This is a genomic window from Janibacter sp. FSL W8-0316 (assembly GCF_038004165.1).
Lineage (GTDB): Bacteria > Actinomycetota > Actinomycetes > Actinomycetales > Dermatophilaceae > Janibacter > Janibacter indicus.
The window spans coordinates 2926505-2942951 of sequence record NZ_JBBOQX010000001.1 but is presented as its reverse complement, the minus strand read 5'-3'; the positions used below and the strand labels follow the sequence as shown (position 1 = coordinate 2942951).

Sequence of the window (16447 nt, the reverse complement as noted above, 5' to 3'; positions counted from 1 at the left end):
CGGTCGTGCCGTGCCGCAGGGGCGGTGGCCCCGGGCATGCGATGTCATCACTGAAACTACCCCAGCGGTGTGCTGGGTCACGATGCGGGTCCGGCGGCCAGCCGGGCCGCCGCCATCGCGATGCGTTGGTCGGTCGCCGTGAGGGCGACCCGCACGTGCTGCTCGCCGGCCGCGCCGTAGAAGTCGCCCGGCGCGACGAGGATGCCGCGCTGCGCGAGCCGGTCGACGGTCACCCGGCTCGGCTCCCCCGCGCTCGCCCAGAGGTACAGGCCCGCCTCGGAGTCGTCGATGCGCAGGCCGAAGCCCTCGAGCGCCGGGCGCAGCACCTCGCGGCGGGCCCGGTAGATCTCCCGCTGGGCCGCGACGTGCGCGTCGTCGCCGACGGCCGCGAGCAGCGCCCGCTGGACCGGCCACGGCACGATCATGCCCGCGTGCTTGCGCACCTCGAGCAGCCGCCCCACGAGGGTGGGGTCACCGGCGACGAAGGCCGCGCGGTAGCCCGCGAGGTTGGACTGCTTGGAGGTCGAGTAGACGGCGAGCAGGCCCTCGTGGGAGCCACCGGTGACGCGCGGGTCGAGGATCGACGGCGTCGTCGGCAGGCTGTCGTAGCCCTCGCCACGCGCCTCCTCGGTGCGCCAGTCCAGCTCGGCATAGCACTCGTCGGAGGCGACGACGACGCCGCGCTCACGCGCCCAGGCGACGACCTTGGCCAGGTGCTCGACGCCCAGGACCTTGCCCGTCGGGTTGCTCGGGGTGTTGAGCCACAGCAGCTTCGGCGCGCTGGCCGGGGTCGTCGGACCGAAGGCGGTCGTGGCATCGGCGGCGAAGGGGGTGGCCCCCGCGATCCGGGCGCCGACGTCGTAGGTCGGGTAGGCGACCCGGGGGAAGGCGACGGTGTCGCCGGCGGTCAGGCCGAGGAGGGTCGGCAGCCACGCGACGAGCTCCTTGGAGCCCACGGTCGGCAGCACGCCGGCGGGGTCGACGCCCGGTGCACCGCGACGGCGGGCGAACCACTGCGCGATGCCCTCGCGCAGGTCGGGTGTGCCCCAGGTCTGCGGGTAGCCGGGCGCGTCGGAGGCATCGCGCAGCGCCTGCTGGACGACCTCGGGCGTGGAGTCGACGGGGGTGCCGACCGACAGGTCGACGATGCCCTCGCCCTGCGCGGGGTCGGGCGAGACAAAGGAGCTCGCCCGCTCCTTGGCAGGAGCGAGCGAGTCCCAGGGGAAGTCAGGCAGCGAGCCGACAGTCACTCGTCGTGCTCCTGCGGGGGAAGCGCGGCGATGATCGGGTGGTCCTTGTCGATCATGCCCATCTTCGCGGCGCCGCCCGGGCTGCCGAGGTCGTCGAAGAACTCGACGTTGGCCTTGTAGTAGTCGGCCCACTCCTCGGGGGTGTCGTCCTCGTAGTAGATGGCCTCGACGGGGCACACCGGCTCGCAGGCACCGCAGTCGACGCACTCGTCCGGGTGGATGTACAGACTGCGCTTGCCCTCGTAGATGCAGTCGACGGGGCATTCCTCGATGCAGGCCTTGTCCTTGAGGTCGACACAAGGCTGCGCGATCACGTACGTCATGCGCCCCATACTATGTCGCCCCATGAGTGGTCTGCCGCCGGGTCTCACCGTGGGCTCTCGCGTGGCGGTCCGTTCCCGGATCGCCCCTCCCCCGCCGTCCGGCCCGACGCTGACCGACACCGTCGGCGAGCTCGTCGGCATCGACGCCACGCACCTGCGCATCGCCACCCGCACCGGGGAGGTCACCGTGGCCCGCGACCGCGTCGTCGCCGCCCGGGTCATCCCCCCGAAGCCGGTGCGGCGCGGCGCCCCGCACCGGGCCATCGGCGTCGAGGACCTGCACCTGATCATGACCCGGGGACAGCCGGCGATCGAGGAGTCCTGGCTCGGCGAGGACGGCCGGGGATGGCTCCTCCGCGCCGGCCGCGGGTGGACCGGACGCTCCAACTCCGCTCTGCCCGTGGGCGATCCCGGCAGGCCGCTCCCCCAGGCCGTCGACGCCGTCGAGGCCTGGTACGCCGAGCGCGACCTCCCTCCGCTCGTCATGCTCCCCCGGCCGGCCGGTGCCGGCACCGCGGACGACGCCCTCGGCCGGCTGCTCCTCGACCGCGGCTACCGCGAGCGCACCGTCGCCGAGGTGCTCACGGGGTGGACGGACACCCTGCTCGACGCGCCCGTCCCCGCGCCCGCGGGCATCACCGCGGAGTGCCGCGACCACGTCGACGATGCGTGGCTCGCCGGCAGCTCGCCGCGGGTCCTCGAGCACCGCGACGCGGCCCGGGAGATCCTCGCTCTGCCCCGCCACCAGGTCTTCCTCACCGCCCACGACGACGAAGGGAGCACCGCCGGCGTCGTGCGCGTGGCACTGAGCGACGGGTGGGCCGGCGTCTTCGGCCTGCACGTCTCCCCCGCGCACCGCGGGCGCGGCATCGGCCGGTGGCTGACCGTCGAGGCGCTCCGGATCGCGGCCGCCGCCGGCGCGAGCCTGACCTACCTGCAGGTCGAGCCGGACAACGCGCCCGCCCAGCACCTCTACCGCGGGCTGGGCATGACGACCCACCACGACTACGTCCACCTCGCGCTGCGCTGAGCGGCGGCCGACTCCGACGGCCCGTGCGTGACGAGGGTGACGTCGGCGCCGGCCACGGCGAGCGCCGCCCGGTAGCCCGGCACCGGGACCTCGAGATCGACGACCCGGACGCCGGCTGACGAGCGCGCCCCCGTGGCCTTGAAGGTCGCCTCCTCGACGACCCACCCGGCGACGTCCCCTCCGCGCCGGAGCGACTCGACGTCGACACCGACCGGCACCGCAGCGGTGGCGACGAGGACGAGCGGCCCGGCGTGCGCGACGCTCACGTGCGTGCCGTGCACGAGCGGCCGCCCGTGCGGCCCGCCGCAGTCGGTGCAGGTCCGCTCGACGGCGACCGAGCGGGGGTCGGTCCCCGTCGCGGCCCCCACTGCGACCCGCAGCAGCCACGCCCCGACGACGAAGCGCCCGAGGTCGGCCGAGCCGGCGATGCCCGCGGCCCGTGCCGCCTCGACCGGGTCGAGCAGCGGCAGGAGCGCCAGGTCCATCGCCCGCAGGTCCGACCACCAGACGTCCACGACGTGGTTGTCCATGTGAGGTCCTGACGTCAACGGTTGTACTCTCGCCCTAGCTACTAAGGATAGGCACACCAACATGACTCCCACGGCGACGCTCACGGAGGTGGCCCGCCCGGCTCCCGAGCGCGTCCCGGGCCGGGGGACCGCCCCCTTCGTCCACCCCGGGTCGACCCGTCCCGCGCTCCTCGACGGCGACCGGGTGCTGACGCACGCCGACCTGGCGGCACGGGTCGGGGCGCTCGCGGAGCGCCTGCCCGACGCGGCGACCGGTCGTCGCCTGGTCCACCTCCACCCGACGCGCGACGTCCCGGGTGTCGTGGCCCACCTGGCGGTGCTCGCCGCCGGTCACGTCGGGCTCGTCACCGGACCGGGCGCGGAGTCGGTCACCGAGCGCTTCGCCCCGGACGTGCGGCTCGTCGGCGAGCGCATCGAGGCCCTCTCGACCGATCCCCAGCACCTGCTGCACCCCGACCTCGCGCTGCTGCTGTCGACCTCCGGCAGCACCGGCAGCCCCAAGCTCGTGCGCCTCTCGCACGACAACCTCACGAGCAACGCCGCCGCCATCGCCGAGGGCCTGGGCCTGCGCGCGGACGACCGCGCGATCACCTCGCTCCCCCTCCACTACTGCTACGGCCTGTCCGTCCTGCACAGCGCGCTCCTCGCCGGCGGCGGCATCGTCGTCACCGAGCGCTCGGTGACCGACGACGAGTTCTGGCGGCTGCACGCCGAGCACCGCGTCACCGTCCTCGCGGGGGTGCCGCACACCTTCGACCTCGTCGACGCGCGCCTGCGCGCCGGGACGCCCGGGCTGCGCCTCGTGACCCAGGCCGGCGGCGCGCTCGGCGCCGAGCGGGTGCGCGAGCTCGCGGTGCTCGGCCGGCGCCAGGGCTGGGAGCTCGCGGTGATGTACGGCCAGACCGAGGCGACCGCCCGGATGGCGATCCAGCGCGGCGCCGAGGTCCTCGAGCACCCGGACGCGGTCGGGCGGGCCGTCGCCGCCTCGGCCTTCCGCCTGGACCACGACGTCCCGGGCGGGAGCGACGAGGTCGGCGAGCTCGTCTTCACCGGCCCCGGCGTCATGCTCGGCTACGCCGAGCACCCCGACGAGCTCGCCCTCGGCCGCATGGTCGCCGAGCTGCGCACCGGCGACCTCGGGCGGCTGGACGACGGCCGCGTGCGCATCGTCGGCCGCCGCGACGACATCGCCAAGGTCCTCGGCCTGCGCATCGACCTCGGCCGCGTCGCCGACGCGCTCGCGGATGCCGGTCACGAGGTGGTCGTCACCGCCGACGCCCGCCACCTCCTCGTCACCCTCGTCACCGACGAAGGGGGCAACCCCCACCTCGTCCGCTCGGTCCGCGAGCGGGCGGTCCGGGCCGCCGGCCTCGCCCCCGGGGCCGTCATCGTCGACACCGTCGCCGAGCTGCCCCGGCTGCCCAACGGCAAGACCGACCGGGCCGCGTGCCGCGAGCGCGCGCTCGCGGCGACGACCGGCGACCCCCTGCCCTCCGGCGACCAGCTCGCCGCCACCGTCGCCGTCGTCGCCGCCGCCCTGCGGCGCGAGGACGTCGACCCGGACCGCTCCTTCGCCGAGCTGGGCGGGGACTCCTACAGCCTCGTGCAGACCTCGGTCGCCCTCGAGCGGGCCCTCGGGCCCCTCCCCGACGGCTGGCACCGGGTCCCCCTTCGTCGTCTCGCGGCGCAGGCCGGCACCCCCGGACGCGTCGTGCGCTGGGCCGAGACACCCGTCGTCGTGCGCGCTCTCGCCGCCCTGGCGATCTGCGCCAGCCACCTCGGGATCATCTCCGTCCCCGGCGGCGCGCACACCCTCCTCGCCCTCGCCGGCTGGTCGCTCACCAAATTCACCCTCGACGACCCGCGGCCCGCGGAGCGGCGCCGACGCGGCCTGCGCTCGATCGCGACCTTCGCGGTGCCGTCGATGGCGGTCGCCCTCTTCGGGCTGGTCACCGCCTCGGGCTACGGCTGGGAGAACGTGCTGCTCGTCAACTGGCTCGTGGGCGAGGTCGAGTGGGGCGCCCGGATCAACCTGTGGTTCATCGAGGCCCTGCTCGCCTGCAGCGTGCTCGCCCTCGCGCTCGTCTCCGTGCCCGCGCTCGGGCGGCTCCACGTGCGCCACCCGTGGGCGTGGAGCATGGCCCTGGCCGCGGTCGCCCTGGTGCCCCGGTGGATCCTCGTCCCGGAGTCGACCGGCGCGACGCGTGGCCTGCCCGGGTCCGTCCTGTGGCTCTTCGCCCTGGGCATGGCCCTCGGCGCCGCCCGCACCCACCGCCAGCGCGCGGCGACCCTGGCGCTCACCGCCGTCGGCATGTGGGGCTTCTTCGTCGAGCCCAGCCGCGGCCTGACGGTGCTCGTCGCGATCGCCGTCCTCGGCCTCGTCCCGCGCGTGCCGCTCCCGCGCCCCCTCGCCCTGCCGCTCGGGCTCGTCGCGGCCGCGTCGCTGCACATCTACCTCGTCCAGTGGCAGGTCTTCCGGGTCGTGGACGACCCGTGGCTCGCCCTGGCCGGGTCCCTCGTCCTCGGGGTCGTGCTGTGGTGGCTGCTGCAGCGCCCGACGCACGCCCTGGCCGACCTGGCCACCCGGGACCGCCGTCCCGCCCCCGCACCGACCGGCCCCCGGGCCGAGACCGCCTGAACGATCGGAGACCCCGCGATGATGACCCGACGCACCCTCATGGTGAGCGCCCTCGGCGCCTCCGTCCTCGCCCTCGCCGCCTGCGGCGGCTCGGACGGCCCGGCGACCGACCCGGACGCGCTGCAGATCTACTCCAGCCAGCACGACAACCTCACCAAGGCGTGGGCGCAGGGCTTCACGGACAAGACCGGCATCAAGACCCAGATCCGTCCGGGCAAGGACTCGTCGATGGGCCACCAGATCGTCGAGGAGGGTGACGCCTCCCCCGCCGACGTCTTCCTCACCGAGAACAGCCCCGCGATGACCCTCGTCGAGGACGCCGGGCTGCTCGCGCCCGTCGACGCCGCGACCCTCGCCCGCGTGCCCGAGAACCGTCGCCCGTCGAGCGGCGACTGGACGAGCGTGGCCGCCCGCTCGACCGTCCTCGTCTACAACCCCGACGAGGTCGCCGAGGACGAGCTGCCCGCCTCGCTCATGGACCTGCAGCAGCCGGAGTACAAGGACAAGTGGGGTGCGGGTGCCACCGGCGCCGACTTCCAGGCGATCGTCGCCGGCATGCTCGCCGACCAGGGCGAGGCCAAGACGACGCAGTGGCTCGAGGGCATGAAGACCAACGCCCGCATCTACGAGAACAACATCGCGACGATGAAGGCCGTCAACGCCGGCGAGGTCCCGATGGGCGTGATCTACCACTACTACTGGTACCGCGACCAGGCCGAGACCAAGGAGGGCACGGCCAACACCAAGCTGCACTACTTCAAGGGCGAGGACCCGGGCGCCTTCGTCAGCCTCTCCGCCGCCGGCGTGCTGAAGAACGCCAAGCACCCCGACGAGGCGCAGCAGTTCGTCGACTACATCCTCTCCGAGGAGGGGCAGGCCGTCCTCGAGTCGAGCGGGTCCAAGGAGTACGCCGTGGCGAAGGGGGTCGACTCCGACCCCGACCTGCCGACGCTGGAGTCCCTGCAGGCGCCCGCCGTCGACCCCTTCTCCCTCGACTCCGAAAAGGTCACCCAGCTGATGACCGATGCCGGCATTCTCTAGGCACCTGGTGATGACCGCGGCGGTCCTCGTCGCGGTCATCACGGTGCTGCCGCTCGTGGTCGTGGCCGCGGACGGCTTCGGCAGCTCGCCCGCGGGCGCCGTCGACTACCTGCTCCGCCCGCGCACGGCGGAGCTGCTGACCAACACCCTCCTGCTGCTGCTCGTCACGGTGCCCGCGACGGTCGTCCTCGGGGTCGGGGCGGCCTGGCTCGTCGAGCGCACGGACCTGCCCCTCGCCGGGGTGTGGCGGGTGCTGCTCGGTGCCCCCCTGGCCGTCCCCGCCTTCGTCGCCGCGTACGCCTGGGTCTCCTTCCGACCGGGACTCGACGGTCTCGGCGGGGCCGCACTGGTGACGACGGCCGCGTACTACCCCTTCGTCTACCTGCCCGTGGCCGCGATCCTGCGCGACCTCGACGCCGCCCCCGAGGAGGACGCCCGCGCCCTCGGCGCCAGTCCGCTGCAGGCCTGGCGCCGCACGGTCCTGCCCCGGCTGCGGCCGGCGGTCAGCGGTGGCGGCCTGCTCGTCGGGCTGCACCTCCTCGCCGAGTTCGGCGTGCTCGAGATGATGCGCTACCCGACCTTCACCACCGCGATCCTCGTCCAGTACGAGGTGAGCTTCTCGAGCAACCAGGGCAGCGTGCTCGCGCTCGTCCTCGCCCTGATGTGCGTCACCGTCCTCACCCTCGAGCACCTGCTGCGCGGCACGGCCCGCACCTCCCGCGTCGGCCGCGGAGTCCACCGCCGGGCCGCCCGCGTGCGTCTGGGACGGTGGTCCCCGGCGGCGCTCCTCGCGCTGACCGTCGTCGTCACCGTCTCCCTCGTCCTGCCGGTCACCCTCGTCTGCCGGTGGCTGCTCGCGCACCTGGCCGCGCCCGTCGACGAGCTCGGCCTGCGCCCTTCGCTGCTCGTCACGACCGGCTCGACGATCTCGCTGGCGCTGGCCGCCGCGGCCGTCACGACCGTCCTGGCCCTGCCGGGCGCATGGCTGCTCAGCCGGCGGCGCACCGCGTGGACACTGGTGCTGGAGCGGGTCACTTACATCGCGAGCTCGCTGCCCGGGGTCGTCATCGCCCTGGCCCTGATCACCGTCTCCGTCCGGTACGTCCCGGGGATCTACCAGTCGCCGCTGCTGCTCGTGCTCTGCTACTCGATCCTCTTCATCCCCCGCGCCATGGTCTCCCTGCGCTCCGGCCTGGCCGCCGCGCCCCCCGAGCTCAGCGATGCCGCGCGGTCGCTCGGGTGCAGTCCGCTCGGGGCCTTCCGCCGGGTCGTGCTGCCGCTCATCCTCCCCTCGGCGCTCACCGGAGCGGCCCTCGTGGCCATCGCGGCCGCCACGGAGCTCACCGCGACGCTGCTGCTGTCGCCGACCGGGACCTCCACCCTGGCCACCGCCTTCTGGGCCGCGAGCGACGAGTTCGACTACGCGGGCGCGGCTCCCTTCGCCGCCATGATGATCCTCTTGTCCGCGCCCTTGACCGTCCTGATGCTCCGACAGAGTGGGATCGAAGAATGAGCACCGTCGACATCCGTGGCGTCACCGTCGGGTACGGCGCCGAGCCGGTCCTGCGCGACGTCGACCTCACCGTGCCCACGGGCACGACGACCGCCGTCCTCGGTGCCTCCGGTGGCGGCAAGACGACGCTGCTGCGCGTCATCGCCGGGTTCCTCGCCCCCGATGCCGGCACGGTGACCATCGGTGACCGGGTCGTGTGCGGCGCCGGTCGGGCCGTCCCGCCCGAGCGGCGGGGCATCGGGTACGTGCGGCAGGACGGGGGGCTCTTCCCCCACCTCGACGTCGCGCACAACATCACCTTCGGCATGCCGCGGGCCGCCCGCCGGCGCGGCGACCGCGTCGAGGAGCTGCTCGAGCTCGTCGGCCTGCCCGCCGCGACCGCCACCCGACGCCCCGACCAGCTCTCGGGCGGCCAGCAGCAGCGCGTGGCCCTGGCCCGGGCGCTGGCCCTCTCCCCGTCCGTCGTCCTGCTCGACGAGCCCTTCTCCTCGCTCGACACGGCCCTGCGCGCGAGCACTCGCGATGCCGTGGCCACCGCCCTCGCGGAGACCTCGGCCACGGCGATCCTCGTGACCCACGACCAGCAGGAGGCGCTCTCCTTCGCCGACCAGGTCGCCATCATGCGCGGTGGGCGGTTCAGCCAAGTGGGTGCCCCCCGCGAGATCTACGACGAACCGGTCGACGCCCGCGAGGCCGCCTTCCTCGGCGACGTCGTGCACCTCACCGGACACCGCACCACCGACGGCATCACCTGCCCGCTCGGGATCGTCACGGCACGAGGCGACGTCCCGCGCGGCGACGGAGAGGTCGTGGTCGTCGTGCGGCCCGAGGACCTCAGCCTCAGCGACTCGCCGGGCTGCCCCCACGGCACGGTCCAGGACGTCGACTACCACGGCGCGCACGCCATGGTGCACGTGGCGCTGGCCGACGGCACCGTCGTCACCGTCCGCGTCCCCGGCCGGCACTCCCCAGAGGTCGGCGAGCAGGTCCCGGTGAGCGTCGACGGCCCGGTGCTGGCCTACCCGGGCTCCGCGCTCGTGTGACCCCCGTCAGGGGTTGGTGCAGGTGACGTCGTCCTGGGGGATGTAGGTCGTGGTGAAGGTCGAGGACTTCACCGTCGAGCCACCCTTGATGAAGGTGCGGGTGATGTCGACCGAGAAGCCCGGCGCGGGCGACTGCGGCACGCAGCCCTTCTTGTCGTCGGTGATCTTCTTGGGCGGCACGATGTTGCGGCGGGCGCTCTTGGAGGCCTCGACCTTGTCGTAGGCCTTGCGGCCGTCGAAGCTCACCGTCACCTCGTCGCCGTTGACCGAGGCGTTGATGAGGATGCCGGCGCCGGTGTCGTTGGTGAAGCGGTTGTCGACGCCCGGCCAGGAGATCGTCGCCTCACGCCCCTCGGGGTAGCGCGAGATGTAGAAGGAGTGCGGGTGGAACTCCTCGATCTTGGCTCCCGAGAAGAAGACGGCGTTGAAGAGCGTCGTCGACAGCTGCGAGATGCCGCCGCCGTAGTCCTCGGTGAGTCGTCCAGCGTTGATGACGCCGGCCTTCTGGTAGCCCTTGCCGGGCGTGCGCGGGCCGAGCAGCTGGTTGAGCGAGAAGGTCTCACCCGGCGCGACGTAGGCGCCGTTGAGCTGGCGCGCGGCGATCTTGATGTTGTTGGTGCGCACGCCCCCGGTGTCGGGCAGGTAGGTCGTGAAGGTCGAGATCTGCTCCTTGGGCAGGGTGCGCTTCGCCTCGGCGGTGGTGAACTCCGGCTTGGCCTCCTGGGCCCGCGCCGTGACGGTGCGCTCGGAGCCCGACTTCTTCATCGCGGCGGCGATGTCGGCACCGATGCCCTCGGCCTTGAGCTCGAGACCGCTGCTTGACGGCGTGACGGAGAAGTTGCGGCCGTTGCGCTGGACCGTGGCGTCCTGGGCGGGCCGGAAGCGGCCGGAGGCCTTGCCCGCGGCGACGGCCGTCTGCTGGATCTTGTCCTCGTCGACGGTGGCGGTCAGCTTGCCCTGCGAGTTCTTGATCGACACGACCGCGGCGAGCTGCTCCGCGGTCAGCTCGAAGGAGATGGTCTTGTCGGCGCCGGAGGCCTTGGGGTCGGTGGTCTTGATCGTCACCGGCCCGGAGACGAGCGGCGCGAGGTCGTCCTTGGCGAAGCGGTCGATCTCGGCCTGGCTGAGCTTCGGCTTCGGCTGGGTGGTCGCGGCGTCGATGGCGCGGTTGGACGGCCACCCCTCGACGATCGCCTCGACGACCTTGTCCCGCTCGACGGTCAGCCCGGGCTTGGACGCGGTCTTGGTGATCTTGGCCCCGTCGAGCGCGACCTTGCCCTCGGTCGGCTTGACGTCCATGCCGTCGGTCGCCTCGTCGACGGCCGCGGCGAGCGCGTCCTCGTCGACGGCGACCTCGACCTCGCGCTCGACGCCGCCACGCACGTGGTTGACGAGGTCGACGGGGTTGAGGCTGAAGCCGGTGAGCCCGCTCACCGACTCCTCGTAGTCGTAGCCGAGGCCGGAGTCGGCGGGCTCGAGCTCGACGCTCTTGCCCGCGACGTCGACGACGACCGGCTCGGCCTCCTCGTCGGCGAGCTGCTTCTCCAGCTTGGACTGCGCCTCGTCGGGGGTCAGCCCGCCGATGGCCACCCCACCGACCCGGGTGTCGGAGGGCACCCGGTCGCCGAAGTACATCGCCGCGGCGACGTAGAGCCCGGCGATGACGACGAGCACGAAGGCACCGGCGAGCACGCCACGGCCGCGGCGGGGCCGGTCGACGAGCCCGTCGTCGGTCCAGCTGTCGTCGTGGGTCATGCGGTCACCTCGTGCTCGTGTACTGGCTGCGGTAGTAGATCAGCGGGTCGCCCCGGTGCGCGTCGGCGCGGCTGGACACGACCTCGCCGACGACGATCGTGTGGTCGCCGGCATCGTGCTGGGCGCTCGTGCGGCACTCGAGGGTGCCCAACGCGTCGTCCAGCAGGGCGACGCCGAGCTCTCCCCGATGGTGCGCCACCCGCGAGAGCTGGCCGTGCAGCGGGCGCCCGCCGGTGCTCAGCCAGCTGGCCGCGGGGCGGCCTGCTGCCGGGAGGATCGAGATCCCCCAGACACCCGATTGTGTCACGGCCTCGTGCCAGCCCGTGTCCTTGGCGACGCAGACGAGCACCAGCGGCGGGTCGAGCGAGACCGACGTGATCGAGTTGGCGGTCATCGCGTGGTCGTGGCCGTCCTCGAGCGTCGTCACCACGGTCACCCCGGTCGCGAAGTGCGCCATGGTGTGCCGCAGGCTCGTCGGGGCCAGCCCGGTCATTGGCGGGCCACCAGTGGCGGACGCTCCCCCGCGGGCTCCCCGGCCACAGGGAGGCCGGTCGCCACGTCGAGGCGGGCGAATCCCTCACGCCCCGGGAGCAGCGCGGCGATGTCGTTGGACAGGGCGTAGGTGTGCGACGGGCCGAGCGTGACCTGCGTGCGGTGGTGCCGCAGCGCGGCCTCCTGGTGGGCGATCGCGGACTCGTCGACGACCGCGTGGGTCACGACGGCGTCGTCCACGACCGAAGGGGGGAACTCCCCGGTCGGCTGCGTCCAGCCGACCTGCGCCGGCGCGTGGAGCGTCGCGAGGACCTCGCGGTCCTCCTGGGCCCACGAGCGCGGGGTGAAGACGCCGAAGAGGGCGGGGCGCCCCCCTTCGTCCATCGCGGCGACGGCCGCCCGGGTCACCTCGTGGGTGCGGATGTGGTCGGGGTGGGCGTAGCCGCCGTCGGCGTCGTAGGTGACGACGAGGTCGGGCGCGACCTCGTCGACGACCGCGCGCACGGCGGCGACCGCCTCGGCGTCGTCGGAGCGCACCCAGCAGCGCGGGTCCGCCGCGGCCGGGGTGCCCGCCATGCCGGAGTCGCGCCAGCGCGAGAGCCGGCCCACCGCGGGGTCCTCGCCGAGGACCTGGCTGCGGGCGCCGATGGCGGTCATCGCGCCGCGCAGCTCGTCGCGGCGGAACTCGCCGAGCGTGTCCTCGTGGTCGGCGTCGAGGTGCGCCAGCTCGGGCGGGATGACCTCGCCCTGCTCGCCGAGGGTGCAGGTGAGCACGTGGACCTCGTCACCGGCGGCGACGTGGTGGGCGATGGCGACGCCGGTCGCGAGCGACTCGTCGTCGGGGTGGGCGTGGACGAAGAGCAGCCGCGCGGGCCGCCCGCGGACCAGGACCGGCTCGGCGCGGGTCATCGCGACACCCCGACGACCCCGAGCTCGGGGACCCCGCCGTAGGCGGGGTTGCCGATGAAGGAGGTGACCTCCGACCCGGCCGCATGGGTCAGCCGGCTCTGGCGAAGGGGGATGTACGCCCCGTCGCGCAGCAGGTCGGTGTCGATCGCGGACCAGGCCGTGGCCCGGTCGGCCCGCGTGGTCTCCGCGCCGGCCTTGTCCATGGCCTTGGTGACCTGCTTGTCGGCCCAGAGTCCGTAGTTGCGGCCGACGGAGGTCTTCGACAGGTTGATCCGGTCGTCGAAGAGGGGCGGCAGCACGGTGCTCGCCGAGGGGAAGTCGGGGCCCCAGTTGGCCCAGACGAGGTCGTGCTTCTCGGCCACCTTGCGGGTGCCGACCTGCGAGAAGTAGTCCTCCTCGTCGATCGGCTCGAGGGTGACGTCGAAGCCGGCGTCCTCCCAGGTGCCCTCGAGCGCCTTGAGCGCCTTGGGCATCTCGCCGCCGTCGCGGTAGGCGACGGAGATCTTGACCGGCGTACGCACCTTGGCCTGGCGCAGCTGGGCGCGGGCCGCGGCGGCGTCGCCCGTCGGTCCGTGGTCGAGGACGGTCTCGTGCGTCGACGGCAGGGCCGTCCCGAGCAGCGACCACGACGGGGTGCCGGTGGCGGTGCCGAGTGCCTCGGTGTATCCCTCGCGGTTGGTCGCCGTGGCCAGCGCGGTGCGCACGGCGGACTTCTTCAGCGCGCTGCTCTTGCTGCTCACGGCGAGGTAGTCGACGAGCTGGCCGTCGACGGTGACGGACTGGGCGGCGTCGCCGGCCTCGTCGAGCGCCGGGGTGAGCGCGGCCGGCACCGGGTCGAGGGCCAGGGTGCGCCCGCCGTCCTCGCCGTCGACGATCGTCTCGACGGCGTCCTTGGGCTCGACGCCCTCCTTGTGCTCGATCGTCGCCGGCCCGACCCGACGCAGCGGGTCGCTCTTCGCCGACCACTCGGGGTTGCGCACCCAGGTGCCGCCCTTGCTCGGGGTCCAGCCCTCCTCGAGCTTGTAGGGCCCGGAGCTGAAGGCGTCGTGCGTGACGTCGTCGACCTTGTCGCGCGAGGCCTTGAAGGGCGCGAACTCGGGCAGCGAGACGACCTCGTCGAAGTTGCCGACCGGCTCGGCGAGGTGGAAGGTGATCGTCCGCTCGTCGCGGCACTCCACCGCCCGCTCCAGGAGCTTGCGGTTGGCGGCGGAGGTCCCCCCCTTCGCCAGGGGGCCGGGGTAGCGCGAGGTGCCGTCGGGCCGCTTGGGGATGTCGAGGTAGGTCAGGGCGTAGCCGCTGGAGGTGATGTCCTCGTCGAAGGAGCGGGCGACGCCGTGCTGGACGTCCTCGCAGGTGATCGCCGAGCCGTCCTGCCAGGTCACGCCCTGGCGCAGGCGGAAGGTCCACGTCCTGGCGTCCTTGCTCGCCCGCCCGGTGCCATCGGCGAGGTCACCGCGCAGCGCCCGCTGGCCCGCGAGGTTGGTCGCCGGGGCGTAGGCGGTGAGGGTGCGCATCCACGTGCGCGAGGCGAGCCCGGCGACCTGCCGGCTGGTGATCCGCTGCGGGTCCCAGGCCGCGATCGGGCCCTCCGACAGCAGGGTCAGGCGGTCCTCGGGGCCGCTCACGTCACCGGTGCTCGCCGACGGGCCGGGGCCGGGGCCGCCGTCCCCGTCGGCATCTTGGCCGCGAGCGCCTTGCGCAGCACGAAGGCGAGCGCGACCGCACCGGCGATCAGTCCTCGGGTGCTGCGCCTCATCGGCGCTCTCCTCTCAGGAGTTGCGAGCCCGTGAAGCCGCCCGGGCACGCAGGTTGGCGTCGAGCTCGACCTTGCGGATGCGGATGGCGTCCGGGGTGACCTCGACGCACTCGTCCTCGCGGCAGAACTCGAGCGACTGCTCGAGGCTCAGCTTGCGCGGCGGGACCACCTTCTCGAAGTTGTCCGCGGAGGAGGCCCGCACGTTGGTGAGCTTCTTCTCCTTGGTGATGTTGACGTCCATGTCGTCGGCGCGCGAATTTTCGCCGACGATCATGCCCTCGTAGACCTCGGTGCCCGGCTCGGTGAAGAGCGAGCCACGCTCCTGGAGGTTGACCATCGCGTAGGACGTGACCGGCCCGGAGCGGTCGGCGACGAGCGAGCCGGAGACGCGCGTGGTGATCGCGCCGAACCACGGCTCGTAGCCCTCGAAGACGTGGTGGGCGATGCCGGCGCCACGGGTCTCGGTGAGGAACTCGGTGCGAAAGCCGATGAGGCCGCGCGAGGGCACGAGGAACTCCATGCGGATCCACCCGGTGCCGTGGTTGGTCATCTGCTCCATGCGGCCCTTGCGGGCGGCGAGGACCTGGGTGATGGCGCCGAGGTACTCCTCGGGGGTGTCGATCGTCAGGCGCTCGACCGGCTCGTGGACCTTGCCGTCGACCTCCTTGGTGACCACCTGCGGCTTGCCGACGGTCATCTCGAAGCCCTCGCGGCGCATCTGCTCGACGAGGATCGCGAGCGCGAGCTCGCCTCGGCCCTGGACCTCCCAGGCGTCGGGGCGCTCGGTCGGCAGCACGCGCAGCGAGACGTTGCCGATGAGCTCCTTGTCGAGGCGGTCCTTGACCATGCGGGCGGTGACCTTGGTGCCCTTGGTCGGGCCGCGGCCGACGAGGGGCGAGGTGTTGGTGCCCAGGGTCAGCGAGATGGCCGGCTCGTCGACGGTGATGACCGGCAGCGGGATGGGGTTGTCGGCGTCGGCGATCGTGTCGCCGATCATGATGTCGGGGATGCCGGCGATGGCGATGATGTCGCCGGGGCGGGCGGCGCCGGTGTCGAGCGGCTTGCGCTCGAGGCCCTCGGTGATGAGCAGCTCGGTGATCTTGACCCGCTCGGTCGACCCGTCGTGGCGGCACCACGTGACCTGCTGGCCCTTGCGCAGCTCGCCGTTGAAGACGCGCAGCAGCGCGAGGCGACCGAGGAAGTTGCTCGAGTCGAGGTTGGTGACGTGCGCCTGGAGCGGGGCGTCCTCCTCGTAGGAGGGGGCCGGGATCGTCTCCATGATCGTCTTGAAGAGCGGCTCGAGGTCGTCGTTGTCCGGCAGGGTGCCGTCCTCGGGCCGGGTGAGGCTCGCGGCGCCGGCCTTGCCGGAGGCGTAGACGATGGGGAACTCGATCTGGTCCTCGTCGGCGTCGAGGTCCATGAAGAGCTCGTAGGCCTCGTCGACGACCTCGGCGATCCGGCTGTCGGGCCGGTCGACCTTGTTGATGCACAGGATGACCGGCATCTTGGCCGCGAGCGCCTTGCGCAGCACGAAGCGGGTCTGCGGCAGCGGGCCCTCGGAGGCGTCGACGAGCAGGACGACACCGTCGACCATCGACAGACCGCGCTCGACCTCGCCACCGAAGTCGGCGTGGCCGGGGGTGTCGATGATGTTGATCGTCACGCCGTCGGGGGCGTCGTGGGCGGCCGCGGAGGGGCCGTTGTAGTGGATCGCCGTGTTCTTGGCGAGGATGGTGATGCCCTTCTCCCGCTCGAGGTCGCCGGAGTCCATGGCCCGCTCGTCGACGTGGTCGTGCTCGCCGAAGGCACCCCCCTGCCAGAGCATCTTGTCGACGAGGGTGGTCTTGCCGTGGTCGACGTGGGCGACGATGGCGACATTGCGGATGTCGCTGCGAGAGATCAGGGGCATGGTCGCGATCATCTCAGCCCGTGGGCCCCCGGCCCAAATGGACGAAGGGGGGACCCGCCCCCTGCCGCAGGATCGGGTGAGGGTTTTCCCCCTTCGCCACACATCCTGCGGTCGCGGCGGTCTCACTCCGGTAAAGGTCACGGCACCAGCCCCTGACGGCCGCAGGATCGGACTAGATTGCCGCCCCAACCGTGTGCGGTGGATCACCATCGCCCGCGGACACGGACCCGGGCGACCGCTCCGGGCCTGGCTGAGACG

The 16447-nt window shown here is 73.1% G+C and carries 14 protein-coding genes; 5 read left to right on the top strand and 9 right to left on the bottom strand.

Annotation, left to right across the window (positions count from 1 at the left end; translation table 11 throughout):
- Positions 1–77 precede the first annotated feature (77 nt).
- Together dapC and fdxA are read right to left on the bottom strand one after the other, a co-directional pair.
- On the bottom strand, positions 78–1250 hold the full coding sequence (gene dapC / locus NYE39_RS14510; RefSeq protein ID WP_341013077.1) for a succinyldiaminopimelate transaminase: 1173 nt from the start codon (positions 1248–1250) through the stop codon (positions 78–80).
- Positions 1247–1573 (bottom strand): ferredoxin, encoded by a 327-nt coding sequence (gene fdxA / locus NYE39_RS14505; protein ID WP_072626107.1) that lies wholly within the window; start codon positions 1571–1573, stop codon positions 1247–1249. The genes dapC and fdxA overlap by 4 nt, the downstream gene beginning before the upstream one ends.
- Before the next feature lie 22 nt (positions 1574–1595).
- Here fdxA and NYE39_RS14500 point away from each other — a divergent pair, with 22 nt between their 5' ends.
- Positions 1596–2603 (top strand): GNAT family N-acetyltransferase, encoded by a 1008-nt coding sequence (locus NYE39_RS14500; RefSeq protein WP_341013076.1) that lies wholly within the window; start codon positions 1596–1598, stop codon positions 2601–2603.
- Here NYE39_RS14500 and NYE39_RS14495 read toward each other — a convergent pair.
- Entirely contained in the window at positions 2579–3133 is a 555-nt protein-coding gene (locus NYE39_RS14495) for a 4'-phosphopantetheinyl transferase family protein (RefSeq protein ID WP_341013075.1), read from the bottom strand. The two genes, NYE39_RS14500 and NYE39_RS14495, sit on opposite strands and share 25 nt — an antisense overlap.
- A gap of 61 nt (positions 3134–3194) precedes the next feature.
- On the opposite strand from NYE39_RS14495, the gene NYE39_RS14490 reads away from it, so the two are divergent.
- From NYE39_RS14490 to NYE39_RS14475, 4 genes are read left to right on the top strand one after another with little or no spacing between them, the layout of a single operon-like run.
- Entirely contained in the window at positions 3195–5771 is a 2577-nt protein-coding gene (locus NYE39_RS14490; RefSeq protein ID WP_341013074.1) for an AMP-binding protein, read from the top strand.
- Between the two features lie 21 nt (positions 5772–5792).
- Positions 5793–6812 (top strand): iron ABC transporter substrate-binding protein, encoded by a 1020-nt coding sequence (locus NYE39_RS14485; RefSeq protein WP_341013073.1) that lies wholly within the window; start codon positions 5793–5795, stop codon positions 6810–6812.
- A 10-nt stretch (positions 6813–6822) separates the two neighbouring features.
- Positions 6823–8325 (top strand): ABC transporter permease, encoded by a 1503-nt coding sequence (locus NYE39_RS14480; RefSeq protein ID WP_341013072.1) that lies wholly within the window; start codon positions 6823–6825, stop codon positions 8323–8325.
- Positions 8322–9368: an ABC transporter ATP-binding protein gene (locus NYE39_RS14475; RefSeq protein ID WP_185221630.1), complete on the top strand. Its 1047-nt coding sequence runs from the start codon at positions 8322–8324 to the stop codon at positions 9366–9368. The genes NYE39_RS14480 and NYE39_RS14475 overlap by 4 nt, the downstream gene beginning before the upstream one ends.
- 6 nt (positions 9369–9374) lie before the next feature.
- Here NYE39_RS14475 and NYE39_RS14470 read toward each other — a convergent pair whose 3' ends face one another.
- The 6 genes from NYE39_RS14470 to typA are packed head-to-tail and all read right to left on the bottom strand — an operon-like array spanning position 9375 to position 16189.
- Positions 9375–11123 (bottom strand): VanW family protein, encoded by a 1749-nt coding sequence (locus NYE39_RS14470; RefSeq protein ID WP_341013071.1) that lies wholly within the window; start codon positions 11121–11123, stop codon positions 9375–9377.
- A 4-nt stretch (positions 11124–11127) separates the two neighbouring features.
- A complete protein-coding gene (locus tag NYE39_RS14465) occupies positions 11128–11616 on the bottom strand; it encodes a flavin reductase family protein (RefSeq protein WP_223277764.1) in 489 nt (162 codons plus the stop codon).
- The gene (gene mshB / locus NYE39_RS14460) at positions 11613–12524 is read right to left on the bottom strand and encodes an N-acetyl-1-D-myo-inositol-2-amino-2-deoxy-alpha-D-glucopyranoside deacetylase (protein WP_185221628.1); all 912 of its coding nucleotides are present in this window, start codon (positions 12522–12524) and stop codon (positions 11613–11615) included. The genes NYE39_RS14465 and mshB overlap by 4 nt, the downstream gene beginning before the upstream one ends.
- Positions 12521–14149, bottom strand: coding sequence for an ABC transporter substrate-binding protein (locus NYE39_RS14455; protein ID WP_341013070.1), 1629 nt, complete (start codon positions 14147–14149; stop codon positions 12521–12523). Before NYE39_RS14455 ends, mshB begins: the two co-directional genes overlap by 4 nt.
- The gene (locus tag NYE39_RS14450) at positions 14146–14280 is read right to left on the bottom strand and encodes a hypothetical protein (RefSeq protein WP_341013069.1); all 135 of its coding nucleotides are present in this window, start codon (positions 14278–14280) and stop codon (positions 14146–14148) included. Before NYE39_RS14450 ends, NYE39_RS14455 begins: the two co-directional genes overlap by 4 nt.
- Before the next feature lie 13 nt (positions 14281–14293).
- Positions 14294–16189 (bottom strand): translational GTPase TypA, encoded by a 1896-nt coding sequence (typA, locus tag NYE39_RS14445; RefSeq protein WP_341013068.1) that lies wholly within the window; start codon positions 16187–16189, stop codon positions 14294–14296.
- Between the last annotated feature and the right edge of the window lie 258 nt (positions 16190–16447).

Excerpts from the sequence above, each read along its gene's own strand:
- NYE39_RS14490 (WP_341013074.1), top strand. The coding sequence starts at position 3,195 with ATGACTCCCACGGCGACGCTCACGGAGGTGGCCCGCCCGGCTCCCGAG.
- NYE39_RS14465 (WP_223277764.1), bottom strand. The coding sequence starts at position 11,616 with ATGACCGGGCTGGCCCCGACGAGCCTGCGGCACACCATGGCGCACTTC.
- NYE39_RS14485 (WP_341013073.1), top strand. The coding sequence starts at position 5,793 with ATGACCCGACGCACCCTCATGGTGAGCGCCCTCGGCGCCTCCGTCCTC.
- NYE39_RS14480 (WP_341013072.1), top strand. The coding sequence starts at position 6,823 with ATGACCGCGGCGGTCCTCGTCGCGGTCATCACGGTGCTGCCGCTCGTG.
- fdxA (WP_072626107.1), bottom strand. The coding sequence starts at position 1,573 with ATGACGTACGTGATCGCGCAGCCTTGTGTCGACCTCAAGGACAAGGCC.
- NYE39_RS14470 (WP_341013071.1), bottom strand. The coding sequence starts at position 11,123 with ATGACCCACGACGACAGCTGGACCGACGACGGGCTCGTCGACCGGCCC.
- mshB (WP_185221628.1), bottom strand. The coding sequence starts at position 12,524 with ATGACCCGCGCCGAGCCGGTCCTGGTCCGCGGGCGGCCCGCGCGGCTG.
- typA (WP_341013068.1), bottom strand. The coding sequence starts at position 16,189 with ATGCCCCTGATCTCTCGCAGCGACATCCGCAATGTCGCCATCGTCGCC.
- NYE39_RS14450 (WP_341013069.1), bottom strand. The coding sequence starts at position 14,280 with ATGAGGCGCAGCACCCGAGGACTGATCGCCGGTGCGGTCGCGCTCGCC.
- NYE39_RS14495 (WP_341013075.1), bottom strand. The coding sequence starts at position 3,133 with ATGGACAACCACGTCGTGGACGTCTGGTGGTCGGACCTGCGGGCGATG.
- NYE39_RS14475 (WP_185221630.1), top strand. The coding sequence starts at position 8,322 with ATGAGCACCGTCGACATCCGTGGCGTCACCGTCGGGTACGGCGCCGAG.
- NYE39_RS14500 (WP_341013076.1), top strand. The coding sequence starts at position 1,596 with ATGAGTGGTCTGCCGCCGGGTCTCACCGTGGGCTCTCGCGTGGCGGTC.